This is a genomic window from Microcoleus sp. B7-D4, assembly GCF_036705125.1.
In the GTDB taxonomy this organism is placed as follows: Bacteria; Cyanobacteriota; Cyanobacteriia; order Cyanobacteriales; family Microcoleaceae; genus Microcoleus.
In genome coordinates this window covers 47534-64811 of record NZ_JAUBTT010000033.1, presented here as the reverse complement: position 1 = coordinate 64811, position 17278 = coordinate 47534, and the positions used below count along the sequence as shown (strand labels likewise).

Annotated in this window: 19 protein-coding genes; 7 read left to right on the top strand and 12 right to left on the bottom strand. The window is 46.2% G+C overall.

All coding sequences use genetic code 11. From position 1 onward, the window contains the following. The 6 genes from QUB12_RS15300 to patD all read right to left on the bottom strand — a co-directional run. Nucleotides 1-262: hypothetical protein (locus QUB12_RS15300; protein ID WP_333307408.1), on the bottom strand; the 262-nt coding region annotated here is incomplete at its 3' end. Between the two features lie 23 nt (nt 263-285). Continuing rightward, nucleotides 286-771, bottom strand: a complete 486-nt coding sequence (locus QUB12_RS15295; protein WP_333140205.1) for a GNAT family N-acetyltransferase — start codon at nt 769-771, stop codon at nt 286-288. Between the two features lie 175 nt (nt 772-946). Next, a complete protein-coding gene (locus QUB12_RS15290; RefSeq protein ID WP_333140207.1) occupies nt 947-2020 on the bottom strand; it encodes an RNA polymerase sigma factor, RpoD/SigA family in 1074 nt (357 codons plus the stop codon). 161 nt (nt 2021-2181) lie between these two features. Beyond that, nucleotides 2182-3855 carry an ABC transporter ATP-binding protein gene (locus QUB12_RS15285; RefSeq protein WP_333307405.1) on the bottom strand — a complete coding sequence of 558 codons (1674 nt, stop codon included), beginning with the start codon at nt 3853-3855 and terminating at the stop codon, nt 2182-2184. A 361-nt stretch (nt 3856-4216) separates the two neighbouring features. Then, complete coding sequence (locus QUB12_RS15280; RefSeq protein ID WP_333307402.1) at nt 4217-4801, bottom strand: zf-TFIIB domain-containing protein; 585 nt, start codon at nt 4799-4801, stop codon at nt 4217-4219. 45 nt (nt 4802-4846) lie between these two features. Next, the gene (gene patD / locus QUB12_RS15275) at nt 4847-5245 is read right to left on the bottom strand and encodes a heterocyst frequency control protein PatD (RefSeq protein WP_333140213.1); all 399 of its coding nucleotides are present in this window, start codon (nt 5243-5245) and stop codon (nt 4847-4849) included. Nucleotides 5246-5358: 113 nt separating this feature from the next. Between patD and QUB12_RS15270 the strand changes: the two genes are divergently transcribed. The 4 genes from QUB12_RS15270 (at nt 5359) to QUB12_RS15255 (ending at nt 10322) form a co-directional block, all read left to right on the top strand. Then, nucleotides 5359-5565, top strand: coding sequence for a hypothetical protein (locus QUB12_RS15270; protein ID WP_333283781.1), 207 nt, complete (start codon nt 5359-5361; stop codon nt 5563-5565). A 143-nt stretch (nt 5566-5708) separates the two neighbouring features. Then, nucleotides 5709-7982: a bifunctional (p)ppGpp synthetase/guanosine-3',5'-bis(diphosphate) 3'-pyrophosphohydrolase gene (locus tag QUB12_RS15265; protein WP_333140217.1), complete on the top strand. Its 2274-nt coding sequence runs from the start codon at nt 5709-5711 to the stop codon at nt 7980-7982. Nucleotides 7983-8127: 145 nt separating this feature from the next. Further along, on the top strand, nt 8128-9321 hold the full coding sequence (locus QUB12_RS15260; RefSeq protein ID WP_333140219.1) for an ATP-binding protein: 1194 nt from the start codon (nt 8128-8130) through the stop codon (nt 9319-9321). Beyond that, nucleotides 9318-10322 carry an AAA family ATPase gene (locus QUB12_RS15255; protein ID WP_333140221.1) on the top strand — a complete coding sequence of 335 codons (1005 nt, stop codon included), beginning with the start codon at nt 9318-9320 and terminating at the stop codon, nt 10320-10322. Before QUB12_RS15260 ends, QUB12_RS15255 begins: the two co-directional genes overlap by 4 nt. Before the next feature lie 61 nt (nt 10323-10383). Here QUB12_RS15255 and QUB12_RS15250 read toward each other — a convergent pair whose 3' ends face one another. Then, complete coding sequence (locus QUB12_RS15250) at nt 10384-11304, bottom strand: glycine betaine ABC transporter substrate-binding protein (protein ID WP_333140223.1); 921 nt, start codon at nt 11302-11304, stop codon at nt 10384-10386. Nucleotides 11305-11482: 178 nt separating this feature from the next. Between QUB12_RS15250 and QUB12_RS15245 the strand changes: the two genes are divergently transcribed. Further along, the gene (locus tag QUB12_RS15245) at nt 11483-12850 is read left to right on the top strand and encodes an aldehyde dehydrogenase (protein ID WP_333140225.1); all 1368 of its coding nucleotides are present in this window, start codon (nt 11483-11485) and stop codon (nt 12848-12850) included. Nucleotides 12851-12996: 146 nt separating this feature from the next. Here the strand turns inward: QUB12_RS15245 and QUB12_RS15240 are convergent, their stop codons facing one another. Beyond that, nucleotides 12997-13191, bottom strand: coding sequence for a hypothetical protein (locus QUB12_RS15240; RefSeq protein WP_333140227.1), 195 nt, complete (start codon nt 13189-13191; stop codon nt 12997-12999). A 75-nt stretch (nt 13192-13266) separates the two neighbouring features. Between QUB12_RS15240 and QUB12_RS15235 the strand changes: the two genes are divergently transcribed. Continuing rightward, a complete protein-coding gene (locus QUB12_RS15235) occupies nt 13267-13719 on the top strand; it encodes a 4a-hydroxytetrahydrobiopterin dehydratase (RefSeq protein ID WP_333140229.1) in 453 nt (150 codons plus the stop codon). 26 nt (nt 13720-13745) lie between these two features. On the opposite strand, the gene QUB12_RS15230 is transcribed toward QUB12_RS15235, so the two are convergent. Continuing rightward, on the bottom strand, nt 13746-14477 hold the full coding sequence (locus tag QUB12_RS15230) for a response regulator transcription factor (protein WP_333140230.1): 732 nt from the start codon (nt 14475-14477) through the stop codon (nt 13746-13748). Nucleotides 14478-15072: 595 nt separating this feature from the next. Here QUB12_RS15230 and QUB12_RS15225 point away from each other — a divergent pair. Next, complete coding sequence (locus tag QUB12_RS15225) at nt 15073-15327, top strand: DUF6761 family protein (protein ID WP_333101986.1); 255 nt, start codon at nt 15073-15075, stop codon at nt 15325-15327. 299 nt (nt 15328-15626) lie between these two features. Here the strand turns inward: QUB12_RS15225 and grxD are convergent, their stop codons facing one another. From grxD to QUB12_RS15210, 3 genes are all read right to left on the bottom strand, one after another. Further along, complete coding sequence (grxD, locus tag QUB12_RS15220) at nt 15627-15950, bottom strand: Grx4 family monothiol glutaredoxin (RefSeq protein ID WP_333140233.1); 324 nt, start codon at nt 15948-15950, stop codon at nt 15627-15629. A gap of 201 nt (nt 15951-16151) precedes the next feature. Continuing rightward, nucleotides 16152-16412, bottom strand: coding sequence for a BolA family transcriptional regulator (locus QUB12_RS15215; RefSeq protein ID WP_333042760.1), 261 nt, complete (start codon nt 16410-16412; stop codon nt 16152-16154). A 42-nt stretch (nt 16413-16454) separates the two neighbouring features. Next, nucleotides 16455-17078 carry a hypothetical protein gene (locus QUB12_RS15210; protein ID WP_333140235.1) on the bottom strand — a complete coding sequence of 208 codons (624 nt, stop codon included), beginning with the start codon at nt 17076-17078 and terminating at the stop codon, nt 16455-16457. Nucleotides 17079-17278: the final 200 nt, after the last annotated feature.

The following is a 17278-nucleotide window of genomic DNA, read 5'->3' as shown; positions in this document are numbered from 1 at the left end:
TGCCTGTTCCATACACAGGCAAGATGCCTTTTCCATACACAGGCAAGATGCCTGTTCCATACACAGGCAAGATGCCTGTTCCATACACAGGCAAGATGCCTTTTCCATACACAGGCAAGATGCCTGTTCCATACACAGGCAAGATGCCTTTTCCATACACAGGCAAGATGCCTGTTCCACACACAGGCAAGATGCCTGTTCCACACACAGGCAAGATGCCTGTTCCACACACAGGCAAGATGCCTGTTCCACACACAGGCAAGATGCCTGTTCCACACGCCTTAATTACTTCGATGCCAAATTTGCCAAAGACTCGCCCGCAAGCCGGCAAATCCGCCAGTCGGGCATCACATCAGCACCGATACCCTTGTAAAATCCGATCGCCAATTCATTCCAATCCAAAACGCTCCATTCCAAACGCCCGCAGCCCCTTTCTACTGCCAACTGCGCTAAATAAACTATCAAAGACTTGCCAATTCCCCGCCCTCGAAACTCAGGCACCACAAACAAATCTTCCAAATAAATTCCCGGCTGAGTCAAAAAAGTAGAATAATTGTAAAAAAATAGCGCCCAGCCCACAACTCGACCCTCGCACTCGGCTAAAATCGCTTCAACAAAAGGTCGATCGCCAAACAAATGATGCTCCAAATCAACGGCATTGCCAGTAACGGCATGAGATAATTTTTCGTACTCAGCTAAAGCTTTAATCAAATCAAACAGCACCGGCACGTCGGCGCGGGTAGCTGGACGCAAAATTACCTCAGAAGACATAAATAAGTAAGTAGTACGCGACAATCAACAATTAAAAATACCACATCAAGACATTTTTAATTTTTAATCTTTAATTAAGCTTTTCCACCTTGAACAAGCATATTTACGGTGGCCTCGGAGTGCCACCCCACAATAATTTTAAGATTTTTCAAAATGCCAACTCAATGTTTTTGGCTTATTTCAACCAGCCCTTCAATCGTTCCGTCACTTGAGGGCGGCGCAGCTTTCGCATTGCCTTATTTTGAATTTGACGGACTCGTTCGCGGGACAAATTGAACAAACTGCTGACCTCTTCTAAAGTGTAAGGTTCGCCGGTCAGCAAACCGTAACGCATAGCAACAATCTCTTTTTCCCGCTCAGTCAAAATACTGTCCAACACCTCCAAAATATCTTGGCGCATCATCATCTCATTCATCTGAGCTTCGGGAGATTGCGTCGCGTTATCTTCGAGAACATCCAAAAGTTCCGAACTTTCTTCTGAGCCGATGCGGTGGTTGAGAGACAAAGATTGCCGACGTACTTGCTGGAGGTAGCGAAGCTGTTCGCAAGTAACTTGCATTTCTCTCGCAAGTTCAGTTTCAGTTGGATTGCGTTGAAGAGAACGCTTCAAATCTCGATAAACTTTTTTGAGTTTATTTAACTGTTCGACAACGTGAACAGGCAAGCGAATCGTCCGCCCTTGATTGGCAATTGTCCGGGTAATTCCTTGGCGAATCCACCAATAGGCATAGGTAGAAAACTTGTAACCCTTCTCTGGATCGAACTTTTCGGCTGCCCGATTTAAACCCAAAGCTCCTTCCTGAATTAAATCGAGAAAAGGCACGCCCCGATTAAGATAGCGTTTGGCAATCGAAACCACCAAGCGCAAATTCGAGCTGATCATTTTCCGTTTCGCCGACTGACACTGGTGGCGAAGCTGTTGCAGTTGAGTTTCGCTTATCCCCAAAGCCGCAGCGATTTCAGCTTTTGTCGGCACTCTGTCCAATTCCTGCTGCAAACGCTGTTCTAGTTTCTCCAGGGCTACCAATTCTTGAACGCGGCGCGCCAACTCCACCTCTTCGGCTGCTGTCAGTAGAGGATACCGAGCCATTTCCTTGAACAAAGCTCCCACTGGATCGTCGGCAGACCAGTTGTTGTATGCTGACGATCGAGTTACCGTCGGACGATCGATCTCGGTGTCTTCATCTTCTGCGATCGCGAATGAGGCTTCGGGTGCCACCGCAAAACTGCCTAGGTCAGATTCTGCCATATCGTGCTTGGTGTCGGTGGAAGGATTTGAAAAGTATCCCTTAACTTTAACCAATTTAACCGGAAATTTCCGAAATCCATCTAGAAGCCGGTGAGTGATTTTAGTGGCTGATATCTGTTCGCCCCAATTTTAGTATCTGTTCGCCCCAATTTTAGACCTTTCTATTGAGTTCGAGCCAGTAAAGGAGCTGCCTGCAATAATTGCTGAGTATAAGGGTGCTGCGGATTAGTAAAAATATCCCTAGTCTTACCGATTTCAACAATTTTTCCAGCATTCATTACCGCGATACGATCGCAAAAAAATCTCGCCACCCACAAATCGTGCGTAATAAACAGATAAGTCAAATTAAATTCCTGCTTCAACTCCAACATCAGCTCTAAAACTTGAGTCTGCACGCTGGCATCCAGCATACTCACAGGTTCGTCGCAAATTATCAGTTGCGGCCGAGTAATCAAAGCGCGGGCGATCGAAACTCGCTGCTGTTGTCCTCCTGACAATTCCCCCGGATAGCGACGAAAGAAATCCTCCCCTGGACTTAAACCCACCCGTTCTAACATTTGGATTACTTGTTTTTTAGCTTCGCTGCCATTAGCTAATTTGTGAATAAACAAAGGGTCAGCAATACTTTGCCCGACAGTCATCATCGGATTCAGACAAGCATGGGGGTCTTGAAAGATCATTTGCATTTCGCGGCGGTGCTTCCTCACAGCATCGCGGTTCAGGGCAGTTATATCTATTCCTTGAAATTCCACTTTGCCACCTGTCGCGGTAATTAGCTGCAAAATCGTGCGTGACAAGGTACTTTTGCCGCAGCCGGACTCCCCCACGAGCCCTAGGATTTCTCCCCGTTGTAGCTCTAAACTAACGCCATCTACGGCTTTTATTACCTGGCGATTCCTGGAAAACAACTGATCTAATAAATTGCTTTCTAAACTGTAGTGTTGCTGCAAATTGGTTACGGTCAAAAGAGGCGCATTTGTTGAGTTTGCAGTAACCGCTTCAGTCCTGATTTCCTCGAATGCTAACCCTTTGTCAGAATCGGCTTGAATGTGCAAAGCTGCTTTGAGGAGCGATCGAGTATATTCGTGCTGGGGCTGTTCAAAAACGTTTTGCACCGGTCCTGTTTCTACGACTTTACCGCCGTACATCACCGCAATGCGATCGCAATACTCGGCCACCATCGCCAAATCGTGAGAAATCAACAAAATAGCCGTTCCGCGTTCCGCGCAAAGTCTGGTTAATTCCTGCAAAATTTGGGCGGCGACAGTTACGTCCAAACTTGTAGTCGGTTCGTCCGCCACAATTAATTTGGGATCGAGCAAAAGAGCCAAAGCAATTGCTACTCTTTGCCGCATTCCGCCACTAAATTCGTGGGGAAATTGCGACCAGCGAGACGCCGGAATTTTCACAGCTTCCAAAATGTCGATCGCCCGTTTCTTAGCTTGCTTGCGATCCAAATTCGGTCTGTGAGCTTGCAAAGTCTCGATGCAGTGTTCCCCCACAGTCATCAAAGGATCGAGACGAGTCATCGGATCTTGAAAAATCAATGCCACAGCTTCGCCGCGAAACTGTCTCAGCCGCGAAGCATTCATATCAAACACCGACTCTCCAGCAAAACTAACTCGCCCCTCAATCAGCGTTGAATCCGGCAGCAACCGCATCGCCGCCCTTCCCAAAGTTGACTTACCGCAGCCAGACTCCCCAACTAATCCGAGTTTTTCCCCCGGTTTCAGCGTCAGGGAAACCCCGTCAACGGCCCAACCAGATTGGCCTCGCCGCTGAGGATAAGCTACTCGCAGATTGTCAACGGAAAATAGAGAAGAGTCATTAGTCATTAGTCATTAGTCCTTAGTCAATCGATTTTAGATTTTAGATTTTGGATTTTAGATTAAAGAATTAAAGCATTAACCCCACGGATAAATTCGGGGGCTTGTATCCTGGACGTTTTCGGTCAGTAGTCAGTGGTCAGTGGTCAGTTGTTATTTGTTATTTAATGGTCAATATACTGGCTGTTAGTTGTTACTTCTTAGTGTTTCAGAGTTATTAGTTATGGGCAAGAGACTGCTCTGCTGTTTGTAAATACAAATAAAAATAGCTACAAACAAAGCTTTTATTAGTACATCATTCACCGAGCAACTGATAACTGACAACTGACAACTGACAACTAACAACTGACAACTGACAACCATCAACTGACTAAATTTCCTTTCGCTTCAACTCAGCTCTCCGCAGTATGTAAGTAGCGGCACAATCTGCGTGAGGATGGTCTGCTAAAACTTCCGCGAGTTCCAATACATATCCGGCGATATCCGGCCCCAGCTTCTCAGTCAGCACTTGACGTTCCCGAGAGGCTAGTTCTTGCACGCGGGCCTTAGCTTGCCAATTCGCAGAAAACATCTTGTCAATCTCGGTGTGGAATCCCAGACTTTCGAGAATGTCCCACTCGCCGTTATCGCACCAAATGCCTCCGCACAACATACAGCGCTCTATGTAAAAGGGCACTCTGCTGAAAGGAACTTTCGCCCGCGACAGATAGTGACCGTCTTCGGGACACAGCGCTGCTTTGCTGTCGTAGACAGAGGGGGTGAATTCTATGCCGAGAGTCCCTGTCGCATCAGGCTTGTCGGATTTGTTGTACCACTGGCTTTGCTCTTTTTGCCAAGCTTCGTATTCTCTGCCTGGAATCCAGATACCGTAACAGTTGGGACACCACTGCACGGACATACGACCGGCTAAGGTACCGCCATCTAAATTGGGATGTTTACATTTTGGACATTCCACCGCTTTATTTCTCCTTGCCTTATTAATTCCCTGTTAATTCAATTATTAATTCTGTATCTGGGCGGGCCCTGAAGAACCAGAATTTTTTTGCAGCAGCGCGCCACAGTAGCCAATTAGCGTGTTAAGCCGCGCGATCGCCCCAGTTTGCCTCGCCTTTGCTGTCGCTGGCTGGCGCGACGCTTGCAAAAACGTGACATCTGTCCCCAATAACCGCAGTTGCTTGTGAATTTCCGTCAAATAGGACTGCTCTGGGGGTGTTTCTGAGGCGTCTAAGTCATCGCTTTCGGCTCTCATAATTTGGTTTCCGAAAAATTGTTGCACTTTTCTGTATTCGATCGCCAGCGCGGCCCGATCCAGATTATCCTGTGCAGCAGTTCTTTGTAGTTGTTCTAGCGCTTGCTGTAATTCTTGGTAGCACTGGCGGCGGTCTTCGGACAATATCATGATTTTGTAAACAAATTTGTATTTATAATCTAAGTAGATACTTACTTAAGTTTGCTCATAGGGAGGGAAGCTGTGCGTTTTTGGAGCTATTCCCTGTTTTGTGAGAACTTTTTTTGATTTTCTGCCCTAACTCTACCCTTCTGGCTGCTGCTTTTAGTTTAGCGTTGCCGGTAAATGCCGATCGCCCGCAACCTCAACGGCTACCGCCAAAATATGCTTATTTTACCCGATTTTCCCCGATCGACAGACTGCGGCGGTGGCAGTGGTGTCACTATATTTTCCTACCTCCGAGGGGGGGCGACTCGGAATTAGATAGGTAGAGTTAACAGAAAAATCGACTATTTTTTTGAATTGCAAATTGTGGCATTCAAGTAGTTTAGTATAGCTAAACACATAATTTCGGCAATTCAACCAAAAACTGGCTTTTAACCATTTGTATTTCTAAGTTTTAAAGGTGTACCCCATGAACGCGAACACTCTGACTCCCTCTCCTTCGATCGATCCTGCTGTAGTTCCCGATTGGCTGCAAGAATGCCTGAATGCTCGATCGGAGCCTGATGGGGGCCCTAACCCGAATTGTTCCACGGACGACAGCTTAATTTGTCGGGCCTTTGAATTTGCCCGCGACTTGCACGAAGGACAATACCGCAAATCGGGAGAACCTTACATTTGCCATCCGGTAGCTGTCGCTGGAATACTCCGGTATATGGGCGGCAACAACGTCATGATTGCCGCGGGCTTCCTCCACGACATTGTTGAAGATACAGATATTACTCTCGAAGAAATAGAACAGCGGTTCGGCGCCGAAGTGCGACAGTTGGTTGAAGGTGTCACCAAGCTTTCTAAGTTTAATTTTTCCAGCAAAACAGAGCGCCTTGCGGAAAATTTCCGCCGAATGTTCCTAGCAATGGCTAAAGATATTCGCGTCATTGTCGTCAAACTGGCAGACAGGCTGCACAACATGAGGACTTTGGAGCATTTGTCCGAAGAAAAGCAACGCAGTATTGCCCTAGAAACCCGAGATATTTTTGCTCCCCTAGCAAACCGTTTGGGTATTGGCCGCTTTAAGTGGGAATTGGAAGATTTAGCGTTTAAATACCTGGAACCCGAAGCTTACCGCGAAATTCAGGAATTGGTGGCCGAGAAGCGAGCCGATCGAGAAACTCAACTCGCAGAAGTCACAGATAGTTTGCGAGAAAGGCTTGACAATTTAGGCATTAAATGCTATGAAGTTAGCGGCCGTCCCAAACATTTGTACGGGATTTACGGGAAGATGCAGCGCCGCCAAAAAGGGTTTAAGCAAGTATACGATATTGCGGCGGTGCGGATCATAGTAGAAACCAATGATGACTGTTATCGGGCTTTGGCGATCGTCCACGATTCTTTCCGCCCAATTCCCGGCCGCTTTAAAGATTATATCGGTTTACCAAAAGCCAACCGCTACCAATCTTTGCACACCGGAGTAATCGGAACCAGCGGCCGCCCCATCGAAGTGCAAATTCGCACCGTAGCAATGCACCACATTGCAGAATACGGCATTGCCGCGCACTGGAAATACAAAGAAACTGGCGGTTCTAACACAAAAGTCACCGGCGACGACGAAAAATTTACTTGGCTGCGACAACTCCTTGAATGGCAAAGCGACCTCAAAGACGATCGCGAATATTTACAAAGCATTAAGGACAACTTATTCGACGAAGATATTTACGTTTTTACTCCTAACGGAGACGTGATTGCTCTCAATAGCGGATCAACTCCCGTAGATTTTGCTTACCGCATTCACACAGAAATTGGCAATCACTGCACCGGTGCCAGAGTAAACGGGCGAATGGTAACACTAGACAAGGTTTTAAAGAACGGGGATATTGTAGAAATTTTGACCCAAAAAAATGGTCATCCGAGTTCCGACTGGCTGAATTTTGTCAAGACAAACGGAGCAAAAAACCGAATTCGCCAGTGGTTGAAGCGATCGCACAGAGATGAAAATCTCGCTCGCGGGCGGGAATTGCTGGAAAAAGAATTAGGTAAAAACGGCTTAGAATCCTTGCTGAAATCTGAACCCATGCAGTCTGTGGCTCAGCGCTGCAACTACCACAGCGTCGAAGATTTAATCGCCGGTTTGGGGTACGGCGAAGTCACCCTAAATCTCGTAGTAAATCGACTGCGAGATTTAGTAAAAGTGCAGCAAAAAATTGAAGCGGCTCCTGCAGGAACCCACGAATTGCCCCAGCTAATACCTGCATCGACGGCACCGAAACCAGTACCGAGTTCGTCTCCGAGCAAATCGCCGATCGCAGGTGTAGAGGGATTGCTCTACCATTTATCCGGCTGTTGTTGTCCGATTCCTGGGGAATCAATTATTGGAGTTGTGACTCGCACCCGCGGAATTTCGATTCACCGACAAGGATGTTCAAATGTTGAGAACGTGCCTGGGGATCGCTTGGTTCCTGTGAGTTGGAATTCCAGCAACCGCAATGAATCTCGGCCCAACACTTATCCGGTTAACATTCAAATTGAAGCCCTCGATCGAGTGGGAGTTCTCAATGATGTTTTATCGCATTTGAAGGACAACCAAGTGAACGTCCGCAGCGCTCAAGTCAAAACCTACCCCGGATTGCCGGCCTTAATTGACTTGTGCATGGATATCCAGGATAAACAACAGTTCGAGCGCACTTGTATGCAAATTAAAAAGATGAGCGATATTTTGAATTTGCGGAGGCTGAGTGAAGGGAATTAGAAATTTAATTTAGCGGCTGGTGCGGGAAATTGGTAAGTAGTAATTGAAAACAAACTTTTCTCTTTAAACTCTTAACAATTCCCCAACTAGCCGCAGTCTGCTGTTACCAAGCAGTAAGAATTATTTACGAGAAATAAGTTAAAGCATGGATGACAGTCAGTTAGAAACTCTCCTCAAAGACATTGAATCCGATCGAGTAGAGCGCAAGGCCTCAATATCTGATAAAGGTAAACTCCGTCAGGCTATATGCGCTTTTGCCAACGACTTGCCAAACTACCAACAGCCAGGGGTACTATTTATAGGTGTTAATGATGATGGAAGCTGTGCCAATTTGAGCATCACCGATCAACTTTTACTAACCCTCTCGGATATGCGTTCAGATGGAAATATACTGCCTTTTCCCGCGATAACCGTGCAAAAGCGAACGCTTGCGGGATGCGAGTTAGTAGCAGTCATTGTAGAACCATCAGATGCACCCCCTGTCCGCTATGACGGGCGAATCTGGGTACGGGTGGGCCCCCGCCGCACTACTGCCACAGCCGAAGAAGAGCGCCGTCTCTCAGAAAAACGGCGTTCCAGAGATTTACCTTTTGATATTCAATCTTTGCCTTCCGGGACACTAGATGACTTAAATTTAACTTTATTTCAACAGGAATATCTACCTTCAACATTGCCTATTGACATATTAGAAGAAAATCAAAGAACCGTCGAACACCAATTAGCATCAGTAAGGTTTATTAGCACTTTACCGTCAATTCAGCCAACAAATTTAGGTATATTGGTAGTAGGAAAAGACCCCCGGCAATTGATACCTGGGGCTTATATTCAATTTTTGCGAATTGAGGGAACTGAGCTAACTGACCCCATTAAAGACCAGAAAGAAATTGCTGGGCCACTTTCTATGATGCTGAGAGTGTTAGATGAAATACTGCAATCTCATATCTCAGTAGCTTCTGATATTACCGCTCAGTCAGTGGAAATCCAGCAGCCAGATTACCCGTTAGTAGCATTGCAACAGCTTGCTAGAAATGCGCTCTTGCACCGCACCTATGAAGGGACGTATGCACCAGTAAGAATTACCTGGTTTAGCGATCGCATTGAAATTCAAAACCCCGGCGGGCCCTTTGGACAAGTTAATCGGCAAAATTTTGGTATGCCTGGAATCACTGACTACCGAAATCCAAATTTAGCAGAAGCCTTAAAAAATCTTGGTTATGTACAAAGGTTTGGAATTGGTATCGCCATAGCTCGCAATTCACTGCAAAAAAATGGCAGCCCACCACCGGAGTTTGTTGTCGAAGATGCTCATGTTTTAGTAATTATTAGGAGGCATCCGTGACAGTACCCATTATTGCTTTTTTCAATAATAAAGGTGGCGTCGGTAAAACTTCGCTAGTCTATCATTTAGCCTGGATGTATCGCAATTTAGGACTGCGGGTGCTAGCAGCAGATTTAGACCCCCAAGCCAATCTGACTGCTGCTTTTCTAGATGAAGAACGTTTAGAAGAATTGTGGGAAGGCAATAACCGACCTAACACAGTTTTTCGCTGCGTACAACCTTTAATTAGAGGAATTGGTGATATTGCTACTCCAGAAGTAGAGCAGATTGAAGAAAGATTGGGACTCTTGGTAGGAGATTTATTGCTCTCTGGATTTGAAGATGAGCTCTCAGCAGAATGGCCCGGGTGCACCGATCGCAAGGAGCGTTCTTTTCGGGTCATCTCTGCTTTTTGGCGACTCTTGCAAGAAGCAGCAACAGTTCATCAAGCTGATGTAGTTTTGACAGACATCGGCCCGAATTTAGGAGCGATTAACCGGGCCGCTTTGATTGCAGCTAACTATGTAGTAGTTCCTCTATCACCGGATTTATTCTCACTGCAAGGATTGAAAAATCTCGGCCCAACTCTCAGACGCTGGCGGCAAGAATGGCTAGAAAGATTAGAGAAAAATCCTGCCCCTGATTTAAAGCTTCCTCAAGGTCAAATGCAACCTGTTGGTTATATTGTCCTGCAACACTCGGTACGGCTAGACCGCCCAGTGAAAGCTTATCAGCGATGGATTGCACGGATTCCTAATATTTATCGGGAAGCTGTGCTCAATGAATCGGAAAATAGCACGCTTTCCATCGCTGAAGATCCTCACTGTTTAGCTTTGCTAAAACACAATCAGAGTCTGATGCCGCTTGCTCAAGAAGCCCATAAACCTATGTTCCACCTCAAACCTGCGGATGGGGCAATTGGTTCTCACGTCCAGGCCGTGCAAAGTGTTTACCTAGACTTTAAAAAGCTAGCTCATAAAATTGCTGAAACCGTAGAAATCCCAATACTTACCAATTTATAATTCCAACTTTTAAGTAAGCTGCTACGGATATAAAGTGAACTTTTAGGAGAGAAACTGCCGATTACTTTGCGCTAGGTGCGGGCTGGGAACCGCCCAACTTTTGCTGCAAAAACTCCCGCGCCACTTGTCCGGCTTCCTGCTGTTTCCCGTCAACTTGATAGTTTAGTTTACGCATATCTTCTTCGGAAATTTTCCCGCCCAATTCTGCGAACACTGGACGCAATTCCGGGTATTTTTCCAAAATTTGCGATCGCACAACCGGAACTGCTTCGTAGGGCGGGAAATAGTTCTTGTCATCTTTGAGAACTACTAAACCTAAACTTTGAATCAAACCATCCGTCGTATTACCAGCAATCACATCTACTTCTTTTTGTTGCAACGCTTGATAAAGCAATCCTAACAGCAATTCCTTCGGTTGTTCTCGAAATTTAATCCCGTAAGTTTTAGCTAATCCGGGAAATCCATCTTCTCTCTCGTTAAATTCGGGGCCGAAACCAGCCCGGAGGTTAGGTGCAGCTTTCCCAAGTTGCGAGAGAGTTTGTAAATTGAGTTTTTTGGCATCGTCTCCCCGCACAATAATCGCAAAACTGTTATTAAATCCCAGCGGTTCCGTCCATTCTGCTTTAAACTGTTTGGGATATTCTTGTTTGAGGTAATCGAGGACTTTTTTGGGGTCAGAAATCGGTTTCTGTTTGAGCAGGTTGGCGTAAGCAGTCCCTGTGTATTCGACGTACAAGTCGATTTTACCTGCTGTTAGGGATTCATGGCAAAGCGAACCTCCGAGATTCAGTTCTCGTTCTACTTTGATATCTGTTTTAGCTTCGATGTGCTGTGCTAAAATTTCTGCGAGAATGGCTTGTTCGGTAAAGTCTTTCGAGCAGATAACAACTTGCTTTTCGGGCTTAGAGGTACATCCTGCTACTGCAAGCAAGCAAAGCAGCCAGCAGGAATAGAAAAAAAAATCGTTCTTAGATATTTTCATAAGCGAACTCCATTGTCATTTCCACAATTATTAGCTTCTAATTTATAGCATTTCTCAATGATTTGTAAAGGCCAGACCCCCGACTTGTTCAATAAGTCGAGGATCTAACACCGATCGCACTTTACCCAACTTCCGTTTTCCTGTTGTAACATTTATTTATAGACATGGAGGACAAAAAATGGTAATCAGCGTCAGCGATATTATCCAGCAGCAGCGGCAATTTTTTGCGACTGGGAAAACGAAAGATGTGGATTTTCGGATCGAACAACTGAAAAAACTTAAAAGTGCGATCGTTTCCAATCAATCACGGATTGTGGATGCTGTCAAGGCTGATTTGAACAGGCCGGAGTACGAGGCTTACTTTGAAATTGCTGCGATCGCAGAAGTTAATTATGCCATCAAAAATGTTAAATCGTGGGCAAAGCCGAAAAAAGTGCCTACTTCGATCGATCAATTCCCAGCATCTGCCCGCATTTACCCAGAACCTTTGGGCGTAGTTTTAATCATCGGGCCTTGGAATTACCCATTTCAGCTAATGATATCACCCTTGGTCGGGGCGATCGCCGCCGGCAACTGTGCCATCCTCAAACCTTCTGAAATCGCCTCGCACACGTCGGCAGTTGTCGCCGACATGATTACCAAAACCTTCGATCCCGCCTACGTAGCCGCCGTCGAAGGAGGAGTCGAAATCAGCCAACAATTATTAGCCGAAAAATTCGACCACATCTTCTTTACCGGTGGCACAAAAATCGGTAAAATAGTCATGGAAGCCGCCGCCAAACACCTGACACCTGTCACATTAGAATTAGGCGGCAAAACTCCTTGCATTGTAGACTCAGATATTCAAGTTGAATACACTGCTAAACGCATTGCGTGGGGCAAATTTATCAATGCCGGTCAAACTTGTATCGCTCCAGATTACCTGTTAGTTGATAAAAAAGTTAAACCCGATTTGATGCAGGCAATTAAAACAGCAATTCACGGATTTTACGGCGACGATCCGCAGAAAAGTCCCGACTATTCCCGAATTATCAATCAGCATCATTTAGGACGTTTGGCAGAATTTATCAAAGACGGAGAAGTTGTCGTCGGCGGTCAAACAAACCCCGAAGATAAATATATTGCACCGACGGTTCTCGACAAGGTTTCCTGGGATGCGCCTGTGATGAAGGATGAGATTTTCGGGCCGATTTTGCCAGTTTTGGAGTATGATGATTTCGGGGAGGCGATCGCCCAAATCAACGCCCGTCCCAAACCCCTAGCTTTGTATTTGTTCTCGAAGGATAAAGAGAAACAAGAGCGAGTTTTGCGGGAAACTTCTTCCGGCGGAGTTTGCATAAACGACACGGTTATGCAAGTCGGAGTAACAAGTTTACCTTTTGGCGGAGTTGGCGACAGCGGCATCGGCACCTATCACGGAAAAGCAAGTTTTGACACCTTTTCGCATCAAAAAAGCGTGCTGCAAAAGTCATTTTTACTTGACTTAAAATGGCGGTACGCTCCCTATTTAGGTAAGTTGGATTTGATTAAGAAAATTATCGGTTGATCGATCGCACTTGCAGGGGCGGGTTCACTAACGTTTACAATATCAGCGAGATAGCCAAATCAACCCGCCCCTTCCTGATATTATCGGTTAAGCGATTCCACGGTGAACGATAATTTCCAGAAATTTTAAATGATTGCTCATCTGTTTTATGAACGATTTCGATCGCAATGTCTGCCTTGCACCATTCTCAAGAACAGGCTTTCCGGCCTGTTCCACAAAGAGTGAATTGGGAGCATTTCATATTTGTAAAAACACTTCTTCTTGCTCCTGACTTCTTCCTTCTGACTCTTTTCTCCTGACTCCTGACTCCTAACTCCAATTTCTAGCTTGACTGCTTTCATTGAGATGCTCCCAGTGAATTTCTTGTGGGGAGTAGGGGTTGGGCCTCCTACCCGCCCATAAAAAGCTTATTGAAAATGGTGCAAGATGTCCATCCTAAAGGACAGTTGCCGTTCAAAATAATTCAGATTAGAAATGTCTATAATATCTTTGATAATCCGATCGCTAAACAGCAATTTATGGAACCTTTAGCAAAAGAACGCTGTGCCGCCGGCAGCCCAAACTCTGCCCGCCTCACAGCTTACGAAATTGTCCAGCTAAAACCTCAAATTCCCGACTGGAATTTGATCGAAAAAAATGGCATTCCCAAAATAGAACGCACCTACGAATTCCCGGATTTCAAAAGTGCGATCGCCTTTACAAACAGCGTCGGCGAAGCAGCAGAAACTGAAGGACATCACCCCGCACTGTTAACCGAGTGGGGAAAAGTTACCGTTACTTGGTGGACTCACGAGATTTCTGGACTGCATCGCAATGACTTTATTATGGCGGCGAAAACCGATGCGATCGCCAATCAATTCCCAAAATAAAATCAGACTTATAGACCGATCGTAGTCTAAGAAAGCACCGCTCTGGGCACGGGTGAATGTTGATTGGCATTATTCAACAACTCCAGATTCAGTCGGTAGCCGACATTCCGTACAGTTTGAATCAGGCTCGGCTGTCGCGGGTCGATTTCGATTTTTTTACGCAGAGAGAGTACGTGAGTGTCGATCGTCCGGGGGTTATCAATAGCATCAGGCCAGGCCCGACGCAGCAAATCCGATCGCGACAGCGGCACTCCTCCAGCTTGAGCTAGCACGTACAGCAGGCTAAATTCCTGGGGAGTCAGCTCAATATGTTCGTCGTACAACCTGACTCGGCGCTGCACCAAATCAATTTTCAGCAGCCCGCACTCCAGCGTCGCCGGCGGTAGCATCGTGCGGTTGCGGCGCATCAGAGCTTCCACCCTGGCCATAAACTCTTGCATCCCAAAGGGTTTAGTCAGGTAATCGTCTGCCCCCGCCTTCAAACCTTCAACAATATCCGATTCCGAATTCCGCGCCGACAGCATCAAAATCAGCGACTGCTGCTGCTGTTGCAGCCAATGGCAAAATTCCAAACCGTCCCCATCCGGCAATTGGGCATCCAGAATGACTAGGGTTGGCTGGCGGCTGAAAAATATTTCCCTAGCGTGACTGATATCCGCTGACTGGTGCACCCAGTGACCGACTTGCTGTAGATGCCAGCCCAAGAGCGATCGCAGGTGCGGATTCCCTTCAACAATTGAAATACTTGCAGATTCCACAGAGGCGAGCTTCCCATATCACTAATTGCTACAAGGTTAACAGAGCTTTTGTCAAGCTTTTGTAACCATCGCTACTCAAGCATTAGCTGCGTTTAAAGCAGCGGACATATCTAGGGTACGAATTTTAAAGATTAGGTTAATTTGGCAGGGTCAGCCTGCAGAAAGGTGAAATCATTCTGGCGGTAAGCTTACAATGAAAATAAGACAGTGTAAAGCCGATCGATCCCATGCCCCAACCGCCTGCCAAAAGCGATCCCCCCGACCCAGCCCCCATTCCCAGGAGGTTGACAAATCGCGCAAGTGAAACTAGAATTCCTCCAACCGTTCGCTCGGTAGCCGGAACACTCAGCCACTTTGACCGTCAAATTCAGCCACATCCCGACTCCATTAAACGCACAGCGAATTATCTAGGTGCGCGCAAAAAGTCGAGCAACTGCATTGCAACGAGTGAAATTTTTTATGGAGGGTAGCCTGTTGAGCAGGGTAAAAAGTTTTATTTAGAAATAGCCTCAAGCTGAGCCACTCAGCATCAATCGAGGCCGTTCCTAAATCCCGCCGTCATTATACAAACCACAAAGGATTTCAAGCTCATACCATGCTACAAGACACCCAAACAATCCGGCACTACCAAAAACTCACCGACGCCCTCGTCGAAATGTGGAATAGAGGTTATCGCTTCGATGACCTGCGGCTTTACTTAGACGGCTATTTAGCAGCCCTGCGGCACTCCAACAGTTTGGAACCCTATCTGATTCACAGACTAGAGGAAGAAGCAGCCCGTTACATTCACGACCCCTCCAATTTTGCAATGCCACAGACACAGACACAGGCTGAATCAGACTACTATTAAATAGCAAATTCGGTTTGATAAACCCTTGATGATTTGGGAAGTGGGAATTGGGAATTGGGAATTGGGAATTGGGAATTGGCAATTTTAACTGGTTCCCGGCTCAGCCTCGGAACCGATGTCCACAGGCTCGGCCTCGCTTTGGGAGCCTAAAAATTCGATGCCTAGCCGACTGCATTGCGTTCCTAGGCTTTGCCTGGTAACGAATAATTAAGTAAATTAACTTAATTCAACGTAAAACGCGATTGCTGTTATTTCCCCGACTTCTTTAAGAAGTCGGGGAAATGTTTTTTCTGTCTAATTTAAGAAGCCAAAGCCACTTCTACAACTTCTTGCAATTGGCCCTTTTGATACATCTCGATCATAATATCCGAGCCACCAATAAACTCGCCGTTGATATAAACTTGGGGAATTGTCGGCCAGTTGGAATACTCTTTAACGCCTTGACGAATTTCCTGGTCTGCCAAAACATCAACAGTTTCGTAAGGCACTCCCAAAGTATTGAGAATTTGCACCACAGTATTAGAAAAACCACACTGGGGCATTAACTTATTGCCCTTCATAAACACCATGATTTTGTTTTGCTTAACCAACTCGTCAATTCTTTCATGTGCTGCTGTAGTCATGGTAGCTCCTAATATTGTTTGAAAATTTTTAAACGTTGACTGACGCAGAAATCGGGTTTTTTACGAAAATCTTTCGTTACAGCCATAGATTCCGGTTAAAAAACCCGGTTTCTTTGGTTTTTGTGCGTAAGTGCAGCAGTTGTATTTCAAGCAACTATTGACAGAAGCACAAACTTGTGATACCCAATTGCCGAGCAACAATTAAGCAACTTGACTTTTCGCTTCCCATTCTGCGGGAGTTAAGGTTTCCAAGCCCAAAGCGTGGATAGCTTCACTAGCCATTGCCTGTTTGAGAGCGCCGTAGACCATTTGGTGCTGCTGTACTCGGCTTTTTCCTTCAAAGGCTGCAGAGACGACTCTCGCCTGGTAGTGGTCACCGCCACCGGTCAAATCGTCAACTTGTATTTTAGCGTCGGGCAACCCTGCCTTAATCATTTCTGCTACTTGAGACGGTGTAACCATTGGTTTCTGTGATAAACGGCTGTAATTTAGATTTTAGTGGAACTATTTTGTCGATGAGCTCGGTTGACTGCTGGCAGGTCGGGGAAAGGGCGAATCCACAAAACCCAATTCCAGTAACTGCTGGTAAGCTTTCTTGCCCAAGTCGCGAGTTGGCTGCTGCGAGCGAATAATCTGAATCAGCAGGGGCACAGCCAGTTCCGGTTTATTTTGCGCCCGGTGTACCAACGCCAGCCGGTAGGTAGCTTCGTCGCGCATTTGGGCTGTTTCTACAGCTTTGGTGCGGTGGCTTTCGGCCAATCGGATGTCAATTCCGGCAAAACTGCTACCCAGTTGTTGGTAGAAGTTGGACAGTTGATTGAAAATTTGGCGGGATTCTTGGAGTTTTTGAGTAGCCAGTGCGTAATTCTGAGAGGAAATAGCACTGCTGGCTTCTGTCATCAAACGCTGACCTCCTGGGACGCTCAGCAGACTGCTGTCTTGCGTCAGAGGGCGAAGATTGTTGGGGTCTGTGGGGTCGTCGGCGGGCTCGACTTGGGGTTGGTTCTCTGGCCCAGAAGGTTGTTGTGCTTGGACTTGGATCGGTTGCAATAGGGTAAAAGCTGCGATCGCCCCGATCGTAATCCGGGCAGTGGAGCGAAGCCAACAAACAGTTCCAGAGTATACCATGAAATTACTTTGCGCCTGTGCGCTTTAAAAAAATATTTAGCTTGAGCCGATCTTACCATTGGCGATCGCAACCGGCTAAGTGTAAACCAAATTTGTTGAAATGTCAAAGGGTGCGATCGATTTTGGATTTTAGATTTTGGATTTTAGATTTTGGATTGAACAAGGAAATCGCGGGGGATTGGACAGATCCCGGCAATCTA

Excerpts from the sequence above, each read along its gene's own strand:
- QUB12_RS15295 (WP_333140205.1), bottom strand. The coding sequence starts at position 771 with ATGTCTTCTGAGGTAATTTTGCGTCCAGCTACCCGCGCCGACGTGCCG.
- QUB12_RS15290 (WP_333140207.1), bottom strand. The coding sequence starts at position 2,020 with ATGGCAGAATCTGACCTAGGCAGTTTTGCGGTGGCACCCGAAGCCTCA.
- QUB12_RS15285 (WP_333307405.1), bottom strand. The coding sequence starts at position 3,855 with ATGACTAATGACTCTTCTCTATTTTCCGTTGACAATCTGCGAGTAGCT.
- patD (WP_333140213.1), bottom strand. The coding sequence starts at position 5,245 with ATGATATTGTCCGAAGACCGCCGCCAGTGCTACCAAGAATTACAGCAA.
- QUB12_RS15265 (WP_333140217.1), top strand. The coding sequence starts at position 5,709 with ATGAACGCGAACACTCTGACTCCCTCTCCTTCGATCGATCCTGCTGTA.
- QUB12_RS15260 (WP_333140219.1), top strand. The coding sequence starts at position 8,128 with ATGGATGACAGTCAGTTAGAAACTCTCCTCAAAGACATTGAATCCGAT.
- QUB12_RS15250 (WP_333140223.1), bottom strand. The coding sequence starts at position 11,304 with ATGAAAATATCTAAGAACGATTTTTTTTTCTATTCCTGCTGGCTGCTT.
- QUB12_RS15245 (WP_333140225.1), top strand. The coding sequence starts at position 11,483 with ATGGTAATCAGCGTCAGCGATATTATCCAGCAGCAGCGGCAATTTTTT.
- QUB12_RS15240 (WP_333140227.1), bottom strand. The coding sequence starts at position 13,191 with ATGAAAGCAGTCAAGCTAGAAATTGGAGTTAGGAGTCAGGAGTCAGGA.
- QUB12_RS15235 (WP_333140229.1), top strand. The coding sequence starts at position 13,267 with ATGGTGCAAGATGTCCATCCTAAAGGACAGTTGCCGTTCAAAATAATT.
- QUB12_RS15225 (WP_333101986.1), top strand. The coding sequence starts at position 15,073 with ATGCTACAAGACACCCAAACAATCCGGCACTACCAAAAACTCACCGAC.
- grxD (WP_333140233.1), bottom strand. The coding sequence starts at position 15,950 with ATGACTACAGCAGCACATGAAAGAATTGACGAGTTGGTTAAGCAAAAC.
- QUB12_RS15215 (WP_333042760.1), bottom strand. The coding sequence starts at position 16,412 with ATGGTTACACCGTCTCAAGTAGCAGAAATGATTAAGGCAGGGTTGCCC.
- QUB12_RS15210 (WP_333140235.1), bottom strand. The coding sequence starts at position 17,078 with ATGGTATACTCTGGAACTGTTTGTTGGCTTCGCTCCACTGCCCGGATT.